This is a genomic window from Leptospira idonii (assembly GCF_004770995.1).
Classification (GTDB): domain Bacteria; phylum Spirochaetota; class Leptospiria; order Leptospirales; family Leptospiraceae; genus Leptospira_A; species Leptospira_A idonii.
The window spans coordinates 212,886-236,700 of the sequence record NZ_RQHW01000047.1 but is presented as its reverse complement, the minus strand read 5'-3'; the positions used below and the strand labels follow the sequence as shown (position 1 = coordinate 236,700).

Here is a 23,815-nt window from a genome sequence, read left to right as displayed (position 1 = left end):
TATGCAGCCTAATTCCTGTAAATCGAGAGGATCGTTTGGTTCACTAATTTTCTATCGAATTTTTTCTCAGCAAGTTCCCTGGAATGTTTTCCTAAAACCTCTAGCTCATCCAAATGATCCGCCAAATATCTCAACTTGGAGACAGGTTCTTCTACGTTTTTATCTTTTACAAGAAAGCCGTTTTTTCCCTCTTCCACGACTTCCCTGCACCCTTGCACATCCGTAGTCAAAACACCTCGTCCCACCGCCATCGCTTCCAATAAGGAAACAGGAAGGCCTTCTCCATAAGAAAGCAACACCACCAAATGGGCTTTTTGGTAATAAGGAAGAACATCATCGGTAAATCCTTTCCATTCCCAAATCCCTTCCTCTTCACATTGTTTGACGAACTCAGAAGAAAGAGAAGAAGGATTCCCCGCATCTATCTTTCCGATCAAAGTGCAGAGAATATTCGGATTCGTTTTTTTTGATTCTCGGATCGCCTCTGAGAGTTCGACAATTCCTTTCGTTTTCAAGAGCCTAGAAGCACATAATATACGTAAGTGGGAATCTTGCTTCAAAGGAGTGAATGGAAATTTTTGTAGGTCAACTCCGGTGCCTGGAATCACTTTTACCAAATCTTTATGCAGACCCAAAGAAGAAAGAAAGACCCTTTCGTCATCAGGGTTTTCCAATAAGGATAGAGCGTTTGTCCTTTGAAAATAAAAAGAAGCAAATTTAGAAAAGAAATACCGAATCAATCGAACAAGAAAAAAGGAATTCGAATAAAGATATCCCAGACCGGTGATCGAATTCACTATTTTACATTTTTGGTAAAAATAAGAAGCAACGGTTCCCAGTAAGGAGAGCTTCATGGAAACATTGTGCAAAATGTCCGGCTGAATCTTCCTGAGAAGTTTTCCAACTTCCTTAACTTTTCCGATTTCCTTAAAAGGATTCAAATTTTTACGATCGATAGAAAACTCATGAAAGTGAATTCCGTAAGAAACGATTTTATCAGTAAAATCCCCTCTTCTGGAAATCAAATGGACCTCGTAACCGTTCGCCTTGGCTTCTAAAGCGATCGGAAGTCGGTGCATCCAAAAATACCAATCCTCCGAAACCAGATAAACGATTTTCATTAAGGTTGAATGCCCCAAGAGCGTATCTTACCGGAAAAACCTTCCCAAAGCGCTTTCCCGATCAAACGAATCTCAAAACGAAAGAGAAGTTTAGGAACATATCGAAAAATAACAACGGATACACGAATCAATCGATCAGGAAAAAAACGAAGCGAATTATAAATCCCGTTCCTAAGAGCGTAAAATAATTTCCAACTAGGCATAGTTTGAAAACTGGCAACAGGATGATAATGATAAGAATCCAAAACGGTATAAACGGGTTTCCATTTACGAAGGCGCATATGAAGGTTCGTTTCATCTCCCCAGATGAAAAAACCAGGATTCACAAGCCCTATCTGCTCCAAAGAGGCGACATCAATCAAACTTCCGTTAAAGAAAGAACCCCAAGGATAAAGACCTTCCTTCGCATTTTCCTTCAATGTTTCCAATTCCCGAATGGAGTTAGACAAAGCAGGATCCCCGCTTTTTTTAAGAACGGAATATCCGAAAGATAAAACGGAAGAACCAGGTTTTTCCAAAACAAGAGAGTTCCATGCGGAAACATCTTTCGTTCCGATTCTATCGCTCAAACGCTTCAAAGCATCTTTATCTGGATAACCGTCATCATCCATAAGCCAGACCCATTTAGCGCCTACACGGATCGCCTCAGCCATTCCTCGATGAAAGCCTCCGGCTCCTCCTGTATTTTCATTCAAAATCACCTGCAGGCCTTTTTGTTCCTGCAACCAATTCCTTGTTCCGTCCGTGGAATCATTGTCCACTACGAGTACAACATTCGGTTTTTGGGTTTGAGATAAAACGGATTGGATGCAATTTTTAAGAAGCTCCAAACGATTTCGTGTAACAATCACTGCAACGATCATATTCTTTATTCTTAGTTATGCTGTGAGATATAGGAATCTGCGACTTCCAATGCTTCTTCAATCACTTGATGCATATCCAAATATCTATAGGTAGCGAGTCTTCCTAAAAAGGAAATATTTTCCAAAGACTTTTTTTCCTCTTCATATTTCTGTAGAATCTCCATATCTCCGCTTAATCTTTTCGGATAATAAGGGATATCGGTTTCGGTAGTTTCCTTACTGAACTCTTTGAAAAAAACAGTCTTTTCATGAGTCTCCCAAGGAGTAAAATGTTTGTGTTCATGAATCCTTGTGTAAGGAACATCTTCATCACAATAATTGATCACCGGATTTCCTTGAAAATCCCCTTCCGTCTCATGCCTTTCAAAAGTTACAGTGCGATAAGACAAACGTCCGTGTTTGTATCCGAAAAATTGATCGATAGGACCGCTGAAAAAAATATGCTCGTACCTGTAATCTTCTTCGGAACGGATATATTTTTTTCCTAACTCAAGCTTGATGTTATCATGGCGGAACATTTTTTCTATGATGGCCGTATAACCATCCCTAGGGATTCCTTGATAAACATCGTTATAATAATTGTCGTTATAATTGAATCGAACGGGAAGTCTTTTTAATATGGATGCGGGAAGTTCAGTAGGTTCACATCCCCATTGTTTTTTCGTGTAACCGTAAAAAAAGGCTTTATAGATGGACTTACCTAAAAATCGAATCGCCTGTTCTTCAAAAGATTTCGGTTCCGTGATAGAAGTGTCCGCTTGTTTCCCGATCCAATCGGCGGCTTCTTTCGGATTGAATGTCTTGCCGAAGAACTGGTTGATCGTATGAAGATTGATAGGCATGGAATAAATCTGTCCCTGAAAAACCGCCTTTACTCTGTTAACAAAAGGTTCGAAAGGAACAAATGAGTTCACATAGTCCCAAACCTTCTTGTTGGAAGTATGGAAAATATGCGGACCGTATTCGTGGATCATCACTCCCGTATCGGGATCTCTTTGTGTATGGCAATTGCCTGCCACGTGATTTCTTTCGTCCCAAACGACGATTTTTCTTTTATTATGCAAACGAGTAGAAAGTTCGTGAGCCAAAACAGCTCCGGAAAAACCGGCGCCCACAATCAAAATAGATTTTTCCATACTAACGATTATATTTTCCCATTCGTTTTAAAATTCCGTCCCGATAACCCTTTAAGATATACAAGGTTCTCTCCCACTTTTGATCCAAAAAGACAATCCAATACAAAGAACGCAAAAGGATATCTTTCAGATTTCTGAATCTCCAACTGAAATCATTGCGCCCGTCTCTTAGCAAAACAAGCATATTGCGAACCATATAATAATTCCTAAGAGGAGAATAACGAATTAATTTTTTACCCAAAAGTTTCAAATGGAACAAATCGTCCCCGATCGAATGGTTTAGGATCGCCGAAAGATCACCGAACACCCGATAACCGAAATATCGAATTCGAAGACACCACTCTACATCCACTTGATCGATAAAGTAGTCTTCCTTAAGATAACCGATTCTGGAAATTAAATCGCTTTTGATCAATGTACCGGATGTGAACAAATGAGTCACCTCCACCACACCCTCTTCTACAGGATGAGGATTGACAAAGGGCAGCTTTGAATCGTATTTTCTATCAAAGATTTGAGGTCCGATCGCACCGGGAGAAAATCCTTTAGCTTCCAAATCCTCAAAACGACGAACAAGTTTCTCAACCATTCCTTTCTCGGGGATACTGTCCTGATCGAAAAAGATAAAATAATCGTTTATCTCTCGGTATTTTCGGATCGCAAAATTGATCGCATAACCGATTCCGAAATTGGATTCCAAAGGAAAAAACTGAAGTAACTTCGAAACGGGAAGGGATTTTTGAAAGGATTGGGAAGACTGATTGTCTACGATTACCGTTTCAATATCATCACAAATCAAAACAGAAACCAGCTCGTTTAAAAGAGACAGGTCAGGATTGAAAGTAACAATGATTGCAGTAATTCGTTTCCCAGACATGAAAGGATAGTTTATGCCGATTGTTTCGTTTTCTTCATAGAAGTCAGAAGGGAATAAAATAAATTCCGAATCGGATCTCCCCAAAATCCACAAAATAAAAAGTAATAAACCATCATTTTTTTTCCACCGGGAACATCCAACAATTTCAGAAGGGAATATCTACTTTTCCATTTTCCTTTAAAAATAGCTCTTTTGAAATCCCTCTGTAATTCGATTTCCTTCTTATATTTGGGAAAAATCCCCGCCCTCAATATGGAATGATCGGACAAATACCCCTTCCTACTCTCTTTTAAAAAGGTATCGAAATTTCCCAAATTCGCACCGATGACGTTTTTATCATGCTGGCGATACAATTGTAAGGGAAGATCAAAAAATTCAATCTTCCCTAAATAACAAGCAGCTAACGCAAGATAATGATCGTGCATCCGAATTCCTTTAGGAAAAGGGAGAGAAAAACGAGCCAGTTCCTTGCGGATCAGAACAGAATTTCCGGTTACATTATTCCCCAAAAGATAATCGGTAAAAACATGCTTATCTTTTGTTTTAGAATATGCGAAATAAGAAGGATGAAGGGTGTTCCCTTTCGAGTCGATGAGAACGGAATCACAGTGAATCAGATAAGCATCGCCTATATGGCGATAGAGTTCGAAGATTTTTTCCGGTAAAAAGATATCATCTTGATCGGAAAGAGCGATAAAATCTCCCTTACAAAGGGAAATCGCAGTTTCAAAACTTCGAACAACACCCTTATTTTCGGAATTGAAAATCAAAGAAACATTATCATGAGCTTTCTCATAACGCTGCAGAATTTCCCTGGTAGAATCACGGGACAGATCGTCACAAATAACAATCTCCAAATTAGGATACGTCTGAGAAAGAATGCTATCGATTTGTTCTTCTAAATAACGATCTCCGTTATAAGTAGCCATTGCTACGGAGATTAGAGGTAAATCGGATTCGGATTGATTTTCTGAAAAATTAGATTTCATGAAGAAGGAATTTCGGAGCAAGGAAATAAATGCCATCTATTTCCCCCGTCAGATCCACCTCCGCTTTACGAGATACCGCCTCTGACCAAATTCTTTTGTCTGAAAAAACATAAAGAATCTTATCCGAGAAATTACCCTGCTCTATTTCCTTTGCTAATTTATTTTTTGACTCCAGTAAACGAACTCGATTCAATCGGGTAAAGTATCCGAAATTGATGGACAATCGATTTTCCAAAGCTACCAGAGCTAAAGTTTCCCAATGCTTTGGTTTATTCTCAGGAAAAACCAAATACATCGAACGATAAGGCTTGGATATCTTAGTCCATTCAGGAGATGCAGCAACTAATTGTTTTTGATTCGCTGTAGGAACATCGAAACGCTTTTGAAAAAATTCAATCTTTGGATAGAGATCGAAAACAAATATAATTAAGATAACGAACGTTACCAGTTCTATCCACTTCTTAGAAATGGATTTATAAAATTGAATCATTACAACTAGATAAATAGTATAAAGAACCGGCCAGAAAAAACGCCCATTTGCGCGAAATACAGAATGGAACGGCTCCAAAATCACAGGATACTGATAAACAAAAATAGTTTTATCGGCAAAATTGATTTTCTCGGACAAAGAATAGAAAAACAAAAAAAGAAGAAAAAAACCAAGAGGAATCATTTTCGGTTTCAGAAACAAACTAGTTCCTTTTCGAAAGGAAAGGAAACAGAAAACAATTAATATTAGAATTCCAGTTCCGATAAAATTAAATCCTTCGTATTCAAATCTTTCTCCAGGAATATCAGGAAAGATCCTAGACCAACCTTCTTCTGCGTCAAAAACAGAAAGTAAATTCATTCGATATCCGGATGTATCCGAAGACAAATCACTGCCTAACGAAAAATAACCGGCAGAATACATTCCTGCTCCCAAAATCGAAACACATAGGCAAAACAATAAAATAACTTTATAAAAGCTCAATTGCCGTTGTAAGGCCCTTTGTAAAAGATCAATACAGAAAAAAGATAAACAGAAAAAACAAATATAAGGATGAATCAAAGAAGAGAGAAAAACGAGAATCAACCAATAAGAAAAAGAAAATTTTCTGTTAAAGTATCCGTATAACCCGGCCAAGATGACCCAATGCGCACAAAGGGAATAATGCCCGTGTAATCGCCAAAGAAAACAAGGAGCCAGGCAGAAAAAAAAGGTAAAAAGAAAACGAAGCCGTGAGGAAGATACAAATAAACCTAATAATTTAGAAGCAAAGTAAGACTGCAGCAAAAAGCACAATAGTATCCATATTCCGAAAAATTGGAACTGCGTAGGCAACAAGGAGTTAAATAATTTAAATAAAATAGAAAACAGAGGAATCGAATCGGAATAAACGATAGAACTGGAAATTTCCAATCCATAATAAGGATTGAGACCCCAAGGAATCTGAAACAAATCGGAAGTTCGAAAAAACTGCCAGCCGATCCAAGACATGGCAGGATCTCCATCCAATAACCATGAAACATAGGTTACATCTAAAATTTTCCCCTTAGTCAGAAATAAAAAACAACATAAACCGGGAAAAACTCGAATAAAAAGACGCATTCGTAAATCGTATTCAGTTCAAAGCTTCATACAAAGCTAAATATTGTTTTGCGATCTCTTCAGGTTGGAAAAAAGCGGAGTTCTTCATACCATTTTGTCGATACGCTTCTCTTAAGGAAGGTTTCTCAAGTAAATTTCTAGATTGTTCCAATACTTCTTCCAAGGATTGAGGATCGACAAGCACAGCGCCGTCCTTTCCTGTCACTTCTGGAATGGAAGAAACGTTAGAAGCAATCACTACCGAACCGACCTTCATCGCCTCTAGAACGGGAAGCCCGAAACCTTCATATAAGGATAAATAATAGAAGATCAATGCGTTTTTATAAAGTATAGGAAGGTCTTCCAAACGAAGATAACCGGTAATGATGATATCTTTTTTATATTTATGTTCGGAGAACTCTCTATTGAAATCGGAATTTCCCCAACCGTAATCTCCCGCCAAAACCAACTTAATATCTTTATATTTTGTTTCCTGCTTCAATAATTCGAAAACGCGAAGCACTTGGATCAGATTTTTTCTTGGCTCAATCGTGCAGACGGATAAAAGATAAGGCACGTTTCTTAATTGAAGTTTATCTATGATTTCAGTGGAGAAAGAGGAAGATTCTTTTTCAAAAATTTCATGACAAAAATTATAAATCACATGGGAACGATTCACGAATTCAGGATAATATTCCAATAAATCCTTTTCCGTATGTTTGGAAACGGATACAACTGCGCTTGCGTTTTCCCTTAGGTAGTTCAGCTTTTTTTCGTTTCTAATTATATTCACTTCCGCATGAAACCCAGGAAACTTGACCGTAGTTAAATCATGAATCGTGGAGATATCTCTGGCTTTTCCAGGAATGTCGAATAATAAATCTTGTCCGTGATATACATCGTAATCGTTCGTATTAAATCCACGCAAAGAATTCAGTCTTCTGTCAGCATATCTTAAATAACGATGCAATTTAGGTACAAAAGGAGAAAGGTTTTGAAAGTATTCCTTCTGGAAAATCAAGTTCGATCGACTTTCCTCCAAAGCTTGGAATAAAAATTTAGCTTCCTCATCCTCGATTTTCTTATGATGCCACAAGAAATGAAAATTATGTTTTCCCGAATTTACCTTTAGTAAGGACTTATATAAATTTAAACAATAATATCCGATACCGGAAAGCGGATAATTTAAGGAAGATGCATCTAATAAGATTTCCATTTCTGCTTTGATTCTTTTTCTATATGGGAAATGTTAATTTCAGCATAACCTTGCGATTGTACCAAAAGATGTTCGTAGTTTTTTGAATAGTCTTTAGCAAAGAACATTTTAACGTTCTTTGCTAGATAATAAAAAAATAGAACTATACTTACAATTTCTATACATAAAAATTTATATTGTTTATTTCGAATCCGGTTACGAATTTCTCCTCGTAGACGATCCCACAAAATTCGAGGATAATACCTCCAAATCATGGACAATGAGAATGTTTTTGCAATATTGATCCAAAAATTTCTTACAGTCAACCAATAGCGAAATACTGGCACGGAAGAGGAAGAACCTGAATATTCATGAAAACATTTAGCCTCTGAAACAAAAGTAATGTTCCCATTCAAAATACGCCGATACCTTAAGCAAAACTCTAGATCCTCATAATAGGCGAAATAATCTTTATCTAAATAACCTACGCGGCTCAATATACGGGTTTTGATGAGCATTGATCCCCCGCTCACCGCCAAAACTTCTCCCGTCTGCCTCTTTACATCATCTACATATTCACCGAAATCGCGATCCCAGCAATAGCCTGAAAAATTCATTACAACACCGGTTGAATTATACAACCTCGGCATATTTTTAAATGCGATCGTCGACCCTAAGATATCACTTGTTTCATAACGATCCGCTGCTGCAACGAAAGAACGCAGCCAATTTTCATCGGCAATCATATCATTATTAAACAATATACAGTAAGGAGTTTGTTTTTCTAAAAAGTATTTCAGACCTTGATTGCAAGCTCCTACAAAACCCATGTTTGCTTTATTTTCAAAAATCCGAAGATCAGGAAACCTTGCTTTTAATTTTTCTAACGAACCGTCCTTAGAACCGTTATCGATGACAATAATTTCATATTGAAAACTTTCCGGCTTCTGAATGGATTCTATACAGTGAATTGTTTTAACTCCGGAATTCCAATTGATAAGAACAATTCCTACTTTAGGATTGATATGATTCAAAAGTTTCTTTTGCCGTCCTTTGCCAGTTGAAATTTTTACTTCTTTCGTATGCCTTTTCCGACTTTAGACTTACACTTTCTTTATTTTCCTTCAATTCAATCATAGCATCGACAACAGCGTTCACATCGTTCGGAGCGACAAGCCAACCACAATCCCCTATCACTTCGGGCATAGAGGATGTATTCGAACAGATTACGGGAACTTTTGATTTCATAGCTTCCAAAATGGGAAGACCGAATCCTTCATAGACGGAAAGATAAAGAAAACCGGATGCATAATGATACAATGTAGGCATGTCAGAAAGATCCAAGTAGCCTGTGAAAAATATGGAATCGGAATAAGGATGTCTATTAATGCAATCGCTTAACTCCTTATTTTTCCATCCCCACAAACCGGTGCACACGAGAATGGAATCCGAATCTCCAGTTCTATCTTTATAGTTTTGATAAGACTCCAGAACTTTTATGAAATTTTTTCTCGGTTCGATTGTAGATACGGATAAAAAATAGGGCCGATCCGTAGGGATTGAATATTTAGAAAGGACTGCTTGTTTGTCTAATAATTGAATATCATCAAAGATCGGATCACAGCTTTGATAAACAGTTTTGATCTTATTTTCAGCTACGCCATAATAACGGATTAAATCGTTTTTCGTAGAATCGGAAACGGATAAAAATAAATCAAAAGCGTCCAAATTTTTAGATTTCGCAATTTCTTTACCAACAGACATCCGATCATGAAAACCGGGAAGGATGACGGATGTTAAATCATGAACCGTTAAAATCTTCCTTTTCACTTTAGGAGATACGTGAAAATACCAATCGATTCCATGATACAAATCCAAATCTTCAGTCAACCGAAACAATTCATCTTCCAATCGACTGAAACAAAGTTTAAAATAAGATTCTGAAGACAATATCCCTTGGAAAAATTTGGTTTTGATTTTATTTTCAACTCTTCGAAGGAAACGGTTTCGAAAATAGGAAGAGAGAACGAATCTTTTTTCCTTGTCTCTCAAATAATCGGAAAAGGATCTATCATGAATGTAGTCATCCTTTAAAAAATAACAATATTTGTTCTCAGGATAATATTTCTCTAGATGTTTGGCTAGAGAAAAAGTATAATTACCGATCCCCGTAAGTGGAAAACGCGCTACATATGCGTCGATCCCTATCTTCATCCGATCCAACTAACGCACATAAGATATCAATTTCTTTAGAACAGAACGTAATTTACTCGTCCATCGTTTTTCGTTTAAATAACGTTCCACTCTGATACGATAATCGGAAAACATTTTTTTCCGACGTGTTCCCATATCCGATTTAGAGAAATATTCCTCAGCACTTCGAATTGCTGAATCGATCTTCATCTCCAAGCCAGAATTCTCTTTCGAAAAAGATCGGGACCAAAGTGAAAAAATAAATTCAGGGGACAAATGATTCATACACGCCAAATCGCCTCTTTTACAGACAGAAAGAGTTTCCGCACCTTTGCCTGATTTATGATAACAACCCAAACAATCCAACTCCTCTACGGAAGCGATGAATGTATTTTTCGGGCGAGTCACTCTATAAAGAGGATTTGTGGATCCGAATATAGCTATAGTATTTTTTCCTAATGCCTGGGAAATATGCAACAATCCCGAATCAATTCCGATAAAGGAATCGGAAAGAGAAATGATTCCCGCAACTTCTTCAATGTTCTTTGTTTTTCCTGCCAGATTGATGCAATCAACAAGAGGATTTTTTTTGTCAGACAATACGACTACTTGCATACCAGTCTCACGAATCAAACCAATCAACGACTGAAAATGAGCCATCGGATAGTTTCTAAGAGAATGACCGGATTGTACCTGTAAGGTGACAAATTTCGGAGTACAATTTTCTTTTTCTAATATTTCCTTGCTTCTGACAAGGGAAGACTCATTCAAAGACCAACTAATTGTACGATCTTCCAGGCGAATGTCTGCACAGAAAGCATACGAATCCAGAACATGCACTTCCGGATTCGATTCATAATCCATATAAATGACTCGATCGAAATCCTTCTCGAAATTCTCAAAATCAATATCTGAAAAAGAAATCACTCGATCCAAATACTCATTTGGCCGGATCAGACTGATATCGGTAACCAAATAAGTCTCGTGACCGGGAAAGTTTTTTTTATACTGCTTGATGACGGGAAGAGTTAAAAGCACATCTCCTATAGCAAAATGGCGAATGAAAGCGGTCTTTTTCAAATGAGATTCGATATATCTATTTCAAAATTCGATTCAAAACAGATTGAAAAGAAATTGCAATTCGAACGATTTTCGCGTTTTTCAATGCTTTCCAATCTAGGAATTCCCGATATGATTCGGAAGAAGAAAGTAATTTTTCTTCTGAAACGGGCAACTGCTTGGAAGAAGATCTTGATGCATCGACAATGAATTGATATGTTTCCGATTCTTCAGACAAAGAAATCGCTTCTTGTTGTATTTCAGAATATCTATCTTTTTTAAAATCGAATTCTGTTTCGAATATACCGATCTTTACCCTTTCCAAATGATCAATCTTATATCCAGTTTCCTGAAAAAGAGAGTAAATACTCGACTTAGTGAAAAATCGAATATGAGTGTTATCCAACAATCCTTGACTTTGGTATTCGAATCTACCGTTTAATAGCTGTAAGATAATCGAACCGTGTGCAATGTTTGGGATCGATGCAAGAATTCGACCGTTCTCTTTTAGTAATCGCAATGATTCAGAAAGAGGTTTTTTAGGGAAATATAAGTGTTCCAATACATCTGAAAATATAATGAAGTCGAATGTATGATCCACAGGAAATTCTTTTTTAAAATCAAGATGATCGATATCCCCGATGATCATTCTCTCACAAAAAAGCTTAGCGCTATTGGCTAATTCTTCACTTATCTCCACACATACTATTTTACAGCCCAGATTTTCTTTCAAATAGCGAGTCATATATCCGCCTGCCGGACCGAATTCTAAGACATTTGAACCTGGAGTTATCTTTCCGATAATTTTAGTCAGAGAAGAATTTTCGTTTTGCAGATCGATAAAATTAGAATAATCGTGCTCTTCGTTCCTCATGCAGTTTTGTTCCTTCGCAAAAAACGTTTAAGAATAAATCGAAGTCCTCTCATAAAAATGGGAGGGAAAAAATCTCCGATGGAAATGTTATATCTTCTTTTATGCGAAACCTTGTAAAGGGTTTCACCCGGGGAATAAATCCAACGATCCAAATGAATTACAGAATGAAAAGACAAGTCTTCACTTCTGAAAAGTGAAAAAGGAGAATGATAATAGGCGAACGCAGAATCCAATTCATTTGCAAGTATATTCTTCCTGAAACTTCTATCGATATGACTCAATGCATATTTAAACTTTTCCTTGGAGAAAATCACAAGTGCAGAGTGAGGATTCAGAGCCACTTTTAAAGAATGCCCCTCAAACTGTTTCATTTGCAAAGTCCATCCAGGCAAAGCTTGAATATCTACACAATAGAGATTCCCAGAATCATCTGTTTCCAAGCGGTTAGGAAGAAGTATCTCGTTTACGAAAGAAGTCTTATCGAAACGGACGATATTTTCGAATGTCTCTTTCGTAAGAAAAGTATCATCTTCCAAATTTATGAAATAATCATATTCATCTATTTTATCAGCCATTCTATCGATGGACTCATAGATCATCAGCAAAGGAGTCGATCGAATGTAAGAAAAATCAAGATCGATCGGAACCAAAGAATAGTCTTTCATTCCGCAAACTACAACATCAATACCACCGAACGATTTCATTTGATTGATTACGGATTCGACATGTTTTTTTCTAACGGAAGCTCTTTTAGCTACTTCCTCAGGCTCTACTCCGGGAGGCAAAGATGACTTTCCCGTAAAAAACTCATTTTGCCCGAAGTAATGATTGATATGGCAAAGTATTTTCATGTATTAACTTAACTTATATCCTCGAACAAGTCTGTAAAATTTCTCCATTACGAAGAGCAGAAGTTGTATCGAATGAGACAGAACGGGAATTCTTTTGATTAGATTGGAAAGACGAACCACTCGACTCATTCTATAACGAATGCATTCATTTTCTAATGATAAATATGTTTTGCACATTTCTATCTGCAGAGGAGTAAGGTATTTATTTAACATTCTTTCTCTTTCATCTGCTAATAGTTTTTGATTCGCAGGGGAAGAGCCGAACCCTCCCGTATTGAACTGCGCAATTCTAAGTGGGAAATATCTCCAGGAAGAATCGTTCATTCCTAACGCGCGGAAGAAAAAATCAACATCGGCAACGATGCGAAAAGCTTCATCGTATGTTCCATATTTCGAAAATAATTCTCTTTTGATAAAACAAGTGCAATGCCAAAGAACTTCCAAAGCTAAAAAAGGAAAAGTAAGTCGATCGGGGCTTTTTCCATATTCAATTCGATTGCCATAATCAATGGACATATCTCCGTACAATAGATCCTCATTCGGATTTTTAGAAAAAATATTTTCCAATACCTTCTCATCAAAAAGAAAATCCCCACTGTTTAAAAACTGACAGTATTCTCCTTTCGCAGCAAGTATCCCTTTATTCTGTGCATTATAAATTCCCTTATCTTTTTCACTTACCCAATGAGAAAAATGAGAGGATTCGGATTGAATCAATTCCAAACTACCGTCGGTGGAACCGCCATCTATAATGATGTGTTCGAAATCACGCCAAGTTTGCGACTTAACGGAATCGATGGTCCTTTTAAGACCGACTTTATCGTTGAAATTGATTGTGATAATGGATAGTTTTGGCATTAAATTGAATCTTATTGTGACGATTATTTGATCTTCTTTTCTTGAATGATATACATGGGTCGGGATTTCACCTCTATGAACATTTTACCTATATACTCTCCCAAAATCCCCAACATCATCAACTGAACCCCACCTAACAATAAAACACTAACGAGAAGAGAAGTCCAACCGGATATAGCGATATCCGTAAAAAAATAAACATATACCGCATAAAGGGAATAAGCAATTGAAAATGCAAAAAGAGAAAATCCGAGGATCGTAGCCAAATGCAGAGGCTTAGTACTAAAAGAGGTAATACCTTCTAAAGCAAACTGGAACATTTTCTTAAATGTATATTTGGTTTGCCCATGTTCCCTTTTTGCCGGAGTGTAATCGATCGGAAATTGATTAAAGCCTATGTAGGAAATCATACCTCTGATAAAAAGAAACTCCTCCTTCAATGAGGCGACTACATCTACAACCTTCCGATCCAGTAAACGAAAGTCTGCCGCACCAGAATCAATATTTACGCCAGATAAATAATTCAAAGAATGATAAAACACTTTAGCTGTGATTTTCTTAAAAAAAGAAACTGATTCATTGTCGATTCTTCTGGTGTATACAATATCGAATCCCTCTTCCCATTTACGAATCATTTCAGGAATCAATTCGGGAGGTTGCTGCATATCTGCATCAATAGAAATTACCGCATCACCTGTAGAATGATCTAAACCAGCTTTGAGTGCTTTTTGATGACCGTAATTTCTGGAAAAGGAAATATAAAAAACCTCTTTAGGATATTTTTGCTGTAACTCCCTTATTTTTTTCAAAGTGGCATCTTTAGACCCGTCGTCCACAAAAATCAAACGCAAATCATATACAGGCGGACATACATTATGAATACGCTCGTATATACGCCACACATTGTCTTCCTCGTTCATACAAGGAATCACAATATCTATTGATTTCTTCTTTACCATTTGATTATTACACTCTTATATGTTTTGCATCTTTTATTCAAATTTTCCGGAATTATATCGGTATTAAATTGAGTAAAAATACAGTTATATGTTCCTGTTTCAAACTGCCGACGTGGAATTACATTATATTCTTCGATTCCAGTTTCCGATCGAAGATTCAAATCGGAGACAAGGCCTGCTTCATGTTCGTTTCCGGAAGAAACATTCTCCATCCATAATACTTTAGGAATATCAATCCTCAACTGCTTGCTATATCTCAATGAGGAATCAAAAAATTCGAAATCATAAGGTTGATTCACTGCGATCACCCAAACAGAGTCAGGTTCTTTATTTGCATAAGAAGACACAGAATTCAACTGATTCCAAAATTGAGAAGTCCTTATCGCATTCTTCTCAGATTCCTTGCGCACAGAGAGAGCATCTAAAGGGCGAATCAAAAGAATCATCAATATTGATAAGAAGACTTGGAGGGCCAGTTTTCTATCTGAAAAAAAGGAGGCGGGGTATCTTAACAACGAATACAAAGCTACCAAAAGTGTCATTTGAATCAATATAATTCCCGGAAAATCATAACGATTGTATTGCGGCCAATAACCGGAATAAAAAATAATATTAAAAATAACAGTTAAAAAGAAAAAGATCATCAGAAATAAGCTTTTCCAATCCATTTTTCTATGAGAAACAAGTCGATACAATCGGAGCACATAAAACGTAACGACTAAAACCGAAAAACTAAAGATCACATACGAATTTAAAAACAATCTTTTCAATAAGGAAGATTTTTGCTGAGGATCTTCCATTCCGTATATATCTGCAGTTTTAAGAATGTAAATCGCAACGGAGGAGAAAACAATCAAATTGAAAAATACGGAAAGAATCAGAAGTAAAAAGTTCCAATTCCATTTATGTCTATGCCGCCAAAGATAATACAACAAAACGGGAGTTAAAAATATAAAGTTTTCTTTGGAACCAGCAGCAATGATATCGCCAAGTGAAATCAAATACACCCAGAGATGAGAATGTTTCATTCTTGACTCGCATATAATTCCATATAAAAACAACGAAACTCCCAAGGTGCAATAAATTTCACCGGGACCTAATCGAGTGAATATATCCCCCCAGTAACCGAAAGAAACAAACCAAATAACAATTAACAAGGAGTTGAATACGGAAAAATATTCGGAAAGCAATAACATACAGACAAAAAGAAAAAAGGCAAAAATAAACAAACGAAACAGATACCAACCGAATACATCTGGTTGCAAAAGAGTCTCTGCCATACGGATCATATAATATGCCGGTCTATATCGGGGGAAGTCACCGAATTTTCCGACTTCTGAATAAGTCCAAACAGTATCAAAAAACGACCCTTTCTCCGATATATATTTATCGTTTAAATAGAATACTTCATGGTCATCAATGATTCCCCAACTTGCTTTGAGATTTTGACCGAATAAAAACAAAGTTAGAATGACAGAAAAAAAGATAAAAATAAATCTATTAAGCTTCATTTGGGAGGTATTGCTGGAATGTGAAAACAAATAGATTAACATCGCAAACGTTACCTTAAAGTTTCTCTCAAGGATTCGAAATCGGAAATTACCTTACTTCTGTATTTCGATTTCAATCGAATGAGTAAATCGGGAAGTCTTTCCAAAATGTAAGAAATTGATTTTTCATCTAAATCAATTTTACTCATTACATGAAAATCGGGAGAAAAAGAATATATCTTACGATTATATATCTCGGCGAGTTTTTCCAAAGTAGTTCGATTATAAAAAGCAATATGCTGCCCTGTCTCGAATCCATAATACCACCAAGAAGAGTCAGGAATCGTATCACCATAAAGTAATGTGGAAAAAAGGAAAACATCGGGATCATACAGACGCATGATAGAATCTATCTGCTGCCTAGGCTCAGAAAAATGTTCCAATACTTCAAAGGCAATCAGGGCAGGGTATTTTTTCTGAGAAGACTCAAACCCTTTTGCCACCAAATTCTGCGAATAAGGATCGCTCCAATAGGCATCCAATCCTATATCACGTAACATTCGTACCATAATTCCGTATCCTCCTCCAAAATCCAAAATCGGAGAAAGATAAGGCTTAAGTATCCTACTGAGTATTCTTTTCACAAGAAAGAACGGAAGTTTTGTCCATACGGAGAAGAAACGGAATGAAGAGGAGATCGCAGTCAACACTGCAAGAACCCTCTCCGCTAAAATAAAATTTCTTTCCAAAATTCCTGTATCGGTGATTGCAATCGAATCCTTGTATGCCTCTTCTAACCAAAAATAGGATTCTGTCTGAATCAAATCACAAGAAGTGCATCGATGGTAATCGATTTCATACTTATTTAAAATCCTTCCTCTGAATTTTTTTTCAGTAGAAGAACCGCAGAGCCTACAATCCAAAGATCCTCCTCAAACGTGAAAACAAGCGCACAACAAAAGCTTTTCTGGGAGGTAAAAAAGTATCTCTTGAAAATCGATCGAACATTTCATTGATCCTTAATTTAGAAGGATGAACCAACGGAAAAACAAGTTTTTCCCTTTTCATATTTGCAAAAGCGCTTTCGGAAGAAGAAACTGTCGTATGTGTTGCATTTTCACCGAAACCTAAATTAGACACCAAATTTACGTTAGGCATGATTGACATACGTCTCAATTTGAAATTCGTATAAGTCCATTGATGATCCCATGTATCTATTTTTCCTTCCTTTACGGAATCAAAAATATTTTTCCAATAATAGAATTCGTAAGGAGTGAGATAGGAGCGGATACTTTCCAGTCCGGAGGAATAATCGGAAAGATTGACATCATAATCTTTCCAGGATCTTCTCCAAGAACCCCACCCCCAGATATGATTGTATCTTGAAAAATAATAACTTTCCTTCAATTGAATCTTTCCGAATGAAAAATTATCTCCGCTTACCATAGAGATTCGCTCTTCATCTTTATATCTCACCAACATCTCTTCCATAAAAGGGAAAAAACTGGGATCAGGTAGACAATCGTCTTCAAGAATGATACCCGTCTCTTCCTGCTCAAAAAACCATGTAATGGCGGAACTTACGGCATTTTTACAGCCTAAGTTGGATGTATTGTATTTTGTTTTTACATCGCAATCCCAAGCGATCTTATTAAAAATACTTTTTACCGATTCACAAAGTTCAAAATCAGTCTCTCTTGTTTGGCGAGGACCATCTACAGCAATGTAAAGTTTCTCAGGTGCATATTCAGAAATGGATTGAAATACTATCTTTGTTTCTTTCGGGCGATTGAATGCGATTAAGAGTATTGGTATTTTTTTTAAAGACAGAAGAGAAGCTCCAGTTTAGGATTTCAAATAATCGAAAATATCATTTATTGTTTCTTGCAAAGGGATTGTATTTATATCCAAACTTGCACCGGTATAATATCTCTCTAAAACAAGATTTTCCCTTCCCTTCCTCAACTCATCTTTAATCTCAGGAGGATAAAAACCCAACATATTTTCAACAATTGATTTTGGGTAAGGAATGAAACGTCCGTAATGATTGCCGTTACTGATGCAAACAACCTTATCCACTCCCGTTGCCACGGCAATATGTACTCCGCTACTGTCATAACAAATGGAGGCGGTTGAGTTTCCGATTTGATCGATCAATTGAACTAAACTTGTTTTTCCACACATATTTTCCAGATTAGGAAAATCAGAAAAAGGAAAAAGCTCTAACATTTGTTTTTCCTTCGGTGAACCGAGTAAAACAAACTTCAGGTTTCGATCATGGCTTGCTAATTCCTTAAGGAAAAGAAAAAGTTTTTCTTTTTCAAATTGTTTTAAGGAACTGCTTGCACCTAAAAAAATAGAAACATAAGGTTTCCCATCTATTTTAGAAAACGAGATGGACGGTTTCGAAATTTTAATCTCCTTTTCTAAAAGAAGCGAGAAAAACTCCCTATTTCTGAGGAATTCGAATTCATACAAAAACTTTACAGGAAGCAAAACATCAAAAAAGTCATCCGAGCGTTTTTTTGCGTCCGTCCCGATATTCGTATCATCTCCGAAAGAACTGATCTTTTTGCGAGCTGGAGTTCTTCTCGAAAAGAAATCGCACCAAAAATCCCTGGAATGAGTCGGTTGAAGAAAAAGATCTGCGGAAATCAAAGAAAGACGAATCAAAAGCCAGAAAAGATACAAATGATTCTTATGCCGGCTACGATCGAACCAAATTGCTTTTATCGCAAAATCAGCATCATACGCTTCATAAATTTCTTTCCATTGAATATTTCCGAATATATAAAAATCATAATCTTTATATGCAATATCGGCTTTCAACACAGAGAGAAAATTTCTGAATAGGATATAATCTCCGATCGCATCAATTTTCATCACCAAAAGTCTTTGTTTTTTGCGGCCGACTCTAAAAATAGAAACGAACTTAAAGAGAAAAAGTAAAAGAGATGATTTCATGAATATAAAACTCTTTTAATTCAAACTCCACTCTTGGTGCAAAAGGATATAACCATGCCCTCTATCGAATGTCCTGCCTGTACCGAAAAAGTCCCCTTCTTCTATGTGAAAATTACCTGCGGTAAGGACAAAATCTTGAATGATATTATCTGTTCTCAAAATAACATGATGATTATAACTTCCAGGCATAAGAGGAATATTCGGAAGTTTGCATCTAAGAACGGCAGAATCTCTGTCTGTGGGAACATCAAATTCGATAGCTTTTGATTGAGTGTTTAGATCCGTTAGGGTATAATCGTTTTGATCCTGAACTTGAAATGCAGCTGAAATTTTCTTATAGGGAATTTTATTTCTAATCCTGATTTTCGCAGCGATCACAAGACTCTCTCCGGAAAGAAAAGTTGTTTTTCTTTTCCCTGCTTCGTCTTCGGTCCAAGTTTCTTCGAAGATAATTTGACCTTCCCCTTCTCGATCTTTTCTTTCGGATAAATTCTCTTCTAGTATCGATTGATTGTCCTGAAGGTATTTAGAAATCGTATCTTCCGTTTTTCCATCGTAATGAATTTGACCCTTTTTTAAATAAATCGTTCTGGTACAAAGACTAGAGATTGCCGCCATATTATGACTGACAAATAATATAGTTCTACCGGATTTTTTGGAAACTGACTCCATCTTTCCCAGACATTTTTTTTGGAACTCTAAGTCTCCGACTGCCAATACTTCATCAACAACAAGTATATCCGGCTCTAAATGTGCCGCTACGGCGAATGCTAACCTAACATACATTCCACTTGAATATCTTTTAACGGGAGTATCGATAAATTTAGAAACTCCCGCAAATTCCACAATCTCATCGAATTTAGCGAATATTTCTTTTCTGCTCATCCCCAGAATAGCGCCATTCAAAAAAATATTCTCTCTTCCTGTCAGATCGGGATGAAAGCCTGTGCCTACTTCTAAAAGGCTGGCGATCTTACCGTTGATCTTAATTTTACCATTGCTCGGAGAAGTCACTCTGGAAAGAAGTTTCAATAGTGTCGATTTTCCCGCACCGTTTCTTCCAATGATTCCTATAACTTCTCCTTTTTGAATCGAGAAGTTAATATCCTTTAGCGCATAAAATTCAGAAGTATCTGAGGTTTGCTTCTCTTTAGTTGCATCAATCAAAGAGTTAGGATCTTGTTTTCCTCTCAGCTTCGCCCACCAAGATTGTAAATCTTTGGTAATCATTCCGTGAGACATCTGCCCTAAAATATAACGTTTGCTTACTTTCTCAAATTGAATTGATAGCGATTCAGAATTCATAATTATTAAACCGTATCCATAAATGATTTTTCAACTCTATTAAAAAGAAGGATACTCAAAACAAGAACAGTTCCATTGATGATAAAATTACAAAGTAAATCATCAAGAGTCAAAAGAGTATTTTGAAAGTAAATGAAACGAAACCCTTCAATAACCGGAGTGATAGGGTTCAACATATAAATACTTAAGTAATGTTTAGGAACCTGTTGGATAGAATAAGCAATCGGAGATGCAAACATCCACAATTGAATTCCGAACCTCAGAATGAATCGCAAATCCCTGTATTTGGTCGTCAAAGAAGAGATCATAATTCCGAAAGAAAAACTAATCAATGCTAAATATAAAACAGCAAATGGAGTTAAAAAGATCCAAACGGTAAAAAAAGGAACTTGATTTTGAAAGTAATAATACGCATAAACTGACAAAAACAAAGCGTATTGAATAAAAAAAGAAATCAAACCGGAAAGAGTTGTACTGATAGGAACGGTCAATCTGGGAAAATAGACTTTTCCAAAGATGGAAGAATTTACGATGAATGTGTCAGAGGTTCGATTCAAATTCTCTGCAAAATACATCCACAAAATGTTTCCACTTAAATAAAAGAGAAAAGGAGGAACGGTTCCTGTAGGTAACTTTGCGATTTTAGTAAATACTACGAACAAAACGACTGAAGAGACAATCGGCTGCACTAAATACCATAAGGGACCTAAAATCGTTTGTTTGTAAAATGATACGAAATCTCTTTTTACGAAATAATAGATTAAATCTTTATACTGCCATAATTCGGACAGATTTAGATGAAAGATTCTTGTTTTAGAATCAATCAAACTAAAGGATTCACTTTCGAGTTTATTAGACATTGAACACCGTGTTGCGGATAAAATTTGAGATCTTCTGTAAGTTAAGCTTATAAAATAGGATGATTAAAAAAATTGAAGGTAAGATTGGTCCTGTTGTAACAGGTTGAAAAATACCATATATCCCGATAAAGGAAAGAGCGCTTAAAATCGACAAATGAAACGGATTTTTAGAAACCAGTCCGTTTGAAAAATAACTTAAACAACACCCGAAAAGAATTCCGTAAAGTATTACAAAGAGAACTCCGCCGTCTCTATACATAGAATAAAACATGGAACCGAATGCATTGTAATATTTACCTTCCCATTTTTGATTCCAGCCGACCACTCTGTTTACCATCAATTCGCCTCCAATGACATCGGATTGAGAATTGACCTTATAATTAAAACTTCTTAGGATTACCGCTGCATATTTTTCAAGCCCACTGAATGTAGAGCGACCGTAAGTGTATTTATGAATTCCCGACTCAGGATTATCCAGTTCTTGGCTAAAGATTGTGAAAGAATTCGTATGATAATCGATTACGAAACGTTCCATAAACCCGGAAATAGGAGAAGTGCTTTTATTTCTCTTAATGGAAACGGATACGGAAAGTAAAAAAATACTTAAAAAGACAAAAGCACCTAGCAATAAAGATTTCCAGCTCAAAACTTTTTTCTTAATGAACATCTGATACAAAACAATTAAAATCAAACTGTATAAAATATAATGATAACCGAATCTTCCTGCACTCATCACCGAATCCATAACAATGAGAATATAGGAAATAGCCAAAACCCGGCTTCTTTTTAGATAAATATAAAACGAAAAACCTAAGAACAAACCGAGTAACAACAACGGCCCCGCTAGTAATTCGTAAATAGAAGAAATTACATGGCTATTAAAAAACAATGCGGAGGAACCGGTGTTTAGGCCATAAACCTCAGAGCGATAAAAATTAATCTCATAAACATACAGGAGCAGATATAAACCTCGAATGCAAAAGAATACAAACAGAGGGAAAAGAAGAAAAATCTGGAATTTAAAAAATAAAGATTCTTTATTGAGAACTTCCTTTTTCAAAAAAGTCTCTGCATCTATCGAGAAATAACGATAGATTTTCTTTGAATTAAAAAGAACCGCAAAAGAAGTTAAAAAGAAGAAAAAAACAAGGTACAATAATTTTGCATAATCCGAAGGAGGAAAAAGACCTGTTAAGGAAAACTCGGAAAGGGCGAGCCAAAAATACCACCAAACGAGAATTACAACAATGACCAGGGATTTTTTTCCCATTTGAGTTACGGTTAAGGTAACACAGAAAACAAAAGATAAAAATATCCAGAATAAAGACAGATCCATTCTTACTGCAACTCAGACTTTAAGTGCGATTACCTTGCGCCGAACCCGGTTAATATAGTCTTTACTGTTTTAAATACGATCAATAGATCCAACCAGAATGAGAAATTTTTAATATAATAAAAATCATACTGAAGTTTAATTTTCATTCCGTCGACTTCTGCAGCATACCCCTGCTCCACCTGAGCCCAGCCGGTGATGCCGGGCCTTACGATATGCCTGTATGCGAAAAAAGGAACATCTCTCTCGTACCACTGGGAAAGTTCGTAAGATTCTGGCCTTGGACCGATAAAACTCATTTGCCCAAGGAAGATGTTGAAAATTTGAGGTAGCTCATCAATGCGATATTTTCTTAATATTTTTCCGAATTTCGTGATTCGAGGATCTTCCTTTTCGTTCGTGAAACCGCTCCCTCGAAGTTCAGTGTACATACTTCTAAATTTAATCATCTTGAAGATACGACCCCTGTATCCCATTCTCTCCTGCACAAAAAAAGCATTCCCTTTTGATTCCAATCGAATGATAAGCGATATCAAAATAAAAAAAGGAAGGAGCAGCGGAATCAGAATCAGGGCTCCTAAAAAATCGAAACAACGTTTGGTAATTTCATAGAAGGAAGATGGAAGCAAACTTCCGAATTCATTTTCGCTCAAATGATCGATCTTCACTCTTCCCAAAACGGCTTCCCTGATTTTTTTAGTAGAATAAACGGGAATGCGGGAAAGAGTGCAAGCGGCTAAGAACTTTTCCCAACTGGGAGTCATCTCACTCGAATTTAAATCCGCAACGATCGCATTAAACCTTTGGCTTTCTAAATCCGGCTTTTCGATTACCTGAAACAGAGCACCGTGAGTGTGTTCGAATTCCTTCGGTTCACCAAACGGAAGCAAGGCGTATCTTACCAAACGATATCTTCTTCCTAAAAAATATCCGATATAACACCATAAAAGTGAAATACAAAAGCCGACCACAAACACCTGAATCGAATAAGTTGCCCTAAAAACGAGAATGAGCCCGATAGGAATGGCAAAACAAATGGTGGTTACAGGAAGAATATAGGCGACCGTTTCCGAGCCAGGAAGCCGAAATAAATTTCTCAAAGATATAGTGGAAATGAGAAAGGAAAGTAAACATGCAACCAAGGAAGTGATGATATTAGGATCTTCAGAATCCCAAAAACGCCAACCCCAAATGGGCACTGCAGTACAAAGAATTAATACAAAACCGCCGGACAAAAATTGGAAGCTATAACTCAGTAAGATGCGTTCAAACCAACGAGAATGCCGTCTTGTATATTCTTTCACTTCCATTCGAACCA

Annotated in this window: 22 protein-coding genes; all 22 read right to left on the bottom strand. The window is 36.6% G+C overall.

Annotated elements, in window-relative coordinates:
• Positions 1 to 8: 8 nt before the first annotated feature.
• Entirely contained in the window at positions 9 to 1,121 is a 1,113-nt protein-coding gene (locus EHS15_RS12970) for a glycosyltransferase family 4 protein (protein ID WP_135761000.1), read from the bottom strand.
• Positions 1,121 to 1,984 (bottom strand): glycosyltransferase, encoded by an 864-nt coding sequence (locus tag EHS15_RS12965; protein ID WP_135760999.1) that lies wholly within the window; start codon positions 1,982 to 1,984, stop codon positions 1,121 to 1,123. Before EHS15_RS12965 ends, EHS15_RS12970 begins: the two co-directional genes overlap by 1 nt.
• Before the next feature lie 11 nt (positions 1,985 to 1,995).
• Entirely contained in the window at positions 1,996 to 3,120 is a 1,125-nt protein-coding gene (gene glf / locus EHS15_RS12960; RefSeq protein ID WP_135760998.1) for a UDP-galactopyranose mutase, read from the bottom strand.
• Position 3,121: 1 nt separating this feature from the next.
• Positions 3,122 to 3,997, bottom strand: a complete 876-nt coding sequence (locus tag EHS15_RS12955) for a glycosyltransferase family 2 protein (protein WP_135760997.1) — start codon at positions 3,995 to 3,997, stop codon at positions 3,122 to 3,124.
• 11 nt (positions 3,998 to 4,008) lie between these two features.
• Positions 4,009 to 4,986, bottom strand: coding sequence for a glycosyltransferase family 2 protein (locus EHS15_RS12950; RefSeq protein WP_167884233.1), 978 nt, complete (start codon positions 4,984 to 4,986; stop codon positions 4,009 to 4,011).
• Complete coding sequence (locus EHS15_RS12945) at positions 4,976 to 6,577, bottom strand: DUF6311 domain-containing protein (RefSeq protein WP_135760995.1); 1,602 nt, start codon at positions 6,575 to 6,577, stop codon at positions 4,976 to 4,978. Before EHS15_RS12945 ends, EHS15_RS12950 begins: the two co-directional genes overlap by 11 nt.
• Before the next feature lie 13 nt (positions 6,578 to 6,590).
• Entirely contained in the window at positions 6,591 to 7,772 is a 1,182-nt protein-coding gene (locus EHS15_RS12940; protein ID WP_135760994.1) for a glycosyltransferase family 4 protein, read from the bottom strand.
• Positions 7,757 to 8,785, bottom strand: a complete 1,029-nt coding sequence (locus EHS15_RS12935; RefSeq protein WP_167884232.1) for a glycosyltransferase family 2 protein — start codon at positions 8,783 to 8,785, stop codon at positions 7,757 to 7,759. Before EHS15_RS12935 ends, EHS15_RS12940 begins: the two co-directional genes overlap by 16 nt.
• Positions 8,766 to 9,965, bottom strand: a complete 1,200-nt coding sequence (locus EHS15_RS12930; protein ID WP_135760992.1) for a glycosyltransferase family 4 protein — start codon at positions 9,963 to 9,965, stop codon at positions 8,766 to 8,768. Before EHS15_RS12930 ends, EHS15_RS12935 begins: the two co-directional genes overlap by 20 nt.
• A 9-nt stretch (positions 9,966 to 9,974) precedes the next feature.
• On the bottom strand, positions 9,975 to 10,982 hold the full coding sequence (locus EHS15_RS12925) for a glycosyltransferase family 9 protein (RefSeq protein WP_135760991.1): 1,008 nt from the start codon (positions 10,980 to 10,982) through the stop codon (positions 9,975 to 9,977).
• Between the two features lie 58 nt (positions 10,983 to 11,040).
• Positions 11,041 to 11,877: a class I SAM-dependent methyltransferase gene (locus tag EHS15_RS12920; protein WP_135760990.1), complete on the bottom strand. Its 837-nt coding sequence runs from the start codon at positions 11,875 to 11,877 to the stop codon at positions 11,041 to 11,043.
• Positions 11,874 to 12,728 carry a hypothetical protein gene (locus EHS15_RS12915; protein ID WP_135760989.1) on the bottom strand — a complete coding sequence of 285 codons (855 nt, stop codon included), beginning with the start codon at positions 12,726 to 12,728 and terminating at the stop codon, positions 11,874 to 11,876. Before EHS15_RS12915 ends, EHS15_RS12920 begins: the two co-directional genes overlap by 4 nt.
• 3 nt (positions 12,729 to 12,731) lie before the next feature.
• A complete protein-coding gene (locus tag EHS15_RS12910) occupies positions 12,732 to 13,586 on the bottom strand; it encodes a glycosyltransferase family 2 protein (protein WP_135760988.1) in 855 nt (284 codons plus the stop codon).
• Between the two features lie 23 nt (positions 13,587 to 13,609).
• A complete protein-coding gene (locus EHS15_RS12905; protein ID WP_135760987.1) occupies positions 13,610 to 14,545 on the bottom strand; it encodes a glycosyltransferase family 2 protein in 936 nt (311 codons plus the stop codon).
• Complete coding sequence (locus EHS15_RS12900) at positions 14,539 to 16,056, bottom strand: hypothetical protein (protein ID WP_135760986.1); 1,518 nt, start codon at positions 16,054 to 16,056, stop codon at positions 14,539 to 14,541. Before EHS15_RS12900 ends, EHS15_RS12905 begins: the two co-directional genes overlap by 7 nt.
• A gap of 50 nt (positions 16,057 to 16,106) precedes the next feature.
• Complete coding sequence (locus tag EHS15_RS12895) at positions 16,107 to 16,958, bottom strand: class I SAM-dependent methyltransferase (protein WP_135760985.1); 852 nt, start codon at positions 16,956 to 16,958, stop codon at positions 16,107 to 16,109.
• Positions 16,948 to 17,517, bottom strand: coding sequence for a glycosyl transferase (locus EHS15_RS12890; RefSeq protein WP_246052202.1), 570 nt, complete (start codon positions 17,515 to 17,517; stop codon positions 16,948 to 16,950). The genes EHS15_RS12895 and EHS15_RS12890 overlap by 11 nt, the downstream gene beginning before the upstream one ends.
• 363 nt (positions 17,518 to 17,880) lie before the next feature.
• Positions 17,881 to 18,999 carry a glycosyltransferase family 9 protein gene (locus EHS15_RS12885; RefSeq protein ID WP_135760983.1) on the bottom strand — a complete coding sequence of 373 codons (1,119 nt, stop codon included), beginning with the start codon at positions 18,997 to 18,999 and terminating at the stop codon, positions 17,881 to 17,883.
• A gap of 15 nt (positions 19,000 to 19,014) precedes the next feature.
• Positions 19,015 to 20,304: an ABC transporter ATP-binding protein gene (locus tag EHS15_RS12880; RefSeq protein ID WP_135760982.1), complete on the bottom strand. Its 1,290-nt coding sequence runs from the start codon at positions 20,302 to 20,304 to the stop codon at positions 19,015 to 19,017.
• 5 nt (positions 20,305 to 20,309) lie between these two features.
• On the bottom strand, positions 20,310 to 21,164 hold the full coding sequence (locus EHS15_RS12875; RefSeq protein WP_135760981.1) for an ABC transporter permease: 855 nt from the start codon (positions 21,162 to 21,164) through the stop codon (positions 20,310 to 20,312).
• The gene (locus EHS15_RS12870) at positions 21,157 to 22,434 is read right to left on the bottom strand and encodes an O-antigen polymerase (protein ID WP_167884231.1); all 1,278 of its coding nucleotides are present in this window, start codon (positions 22,432 to 22,434) and stop codon (positions 21,157 to 21,159) included. The genes EHS15_RS12875 and EHS15_RS12870 overlap by 8 nt, the downstream gene beginning before the upstream one ends.
• A 95-nt stretch (positions 22,435 to 22,529) precedes the next feature.
• Positions 22,530 to 23,807, bottom strand: a complete 1,278-nt coding sequence (locus EHS15_RS12865; protein WP_135760979.1) for an exopolysaccharide biosynthesis polyprenyl glycosylphosphotransferase — start codon at positions 23,805 to 23,807, stop codon at positions 22,530 to 22,532.
• Positions 23,808 to 23,815: the final 8 nt, after the last annotated feature.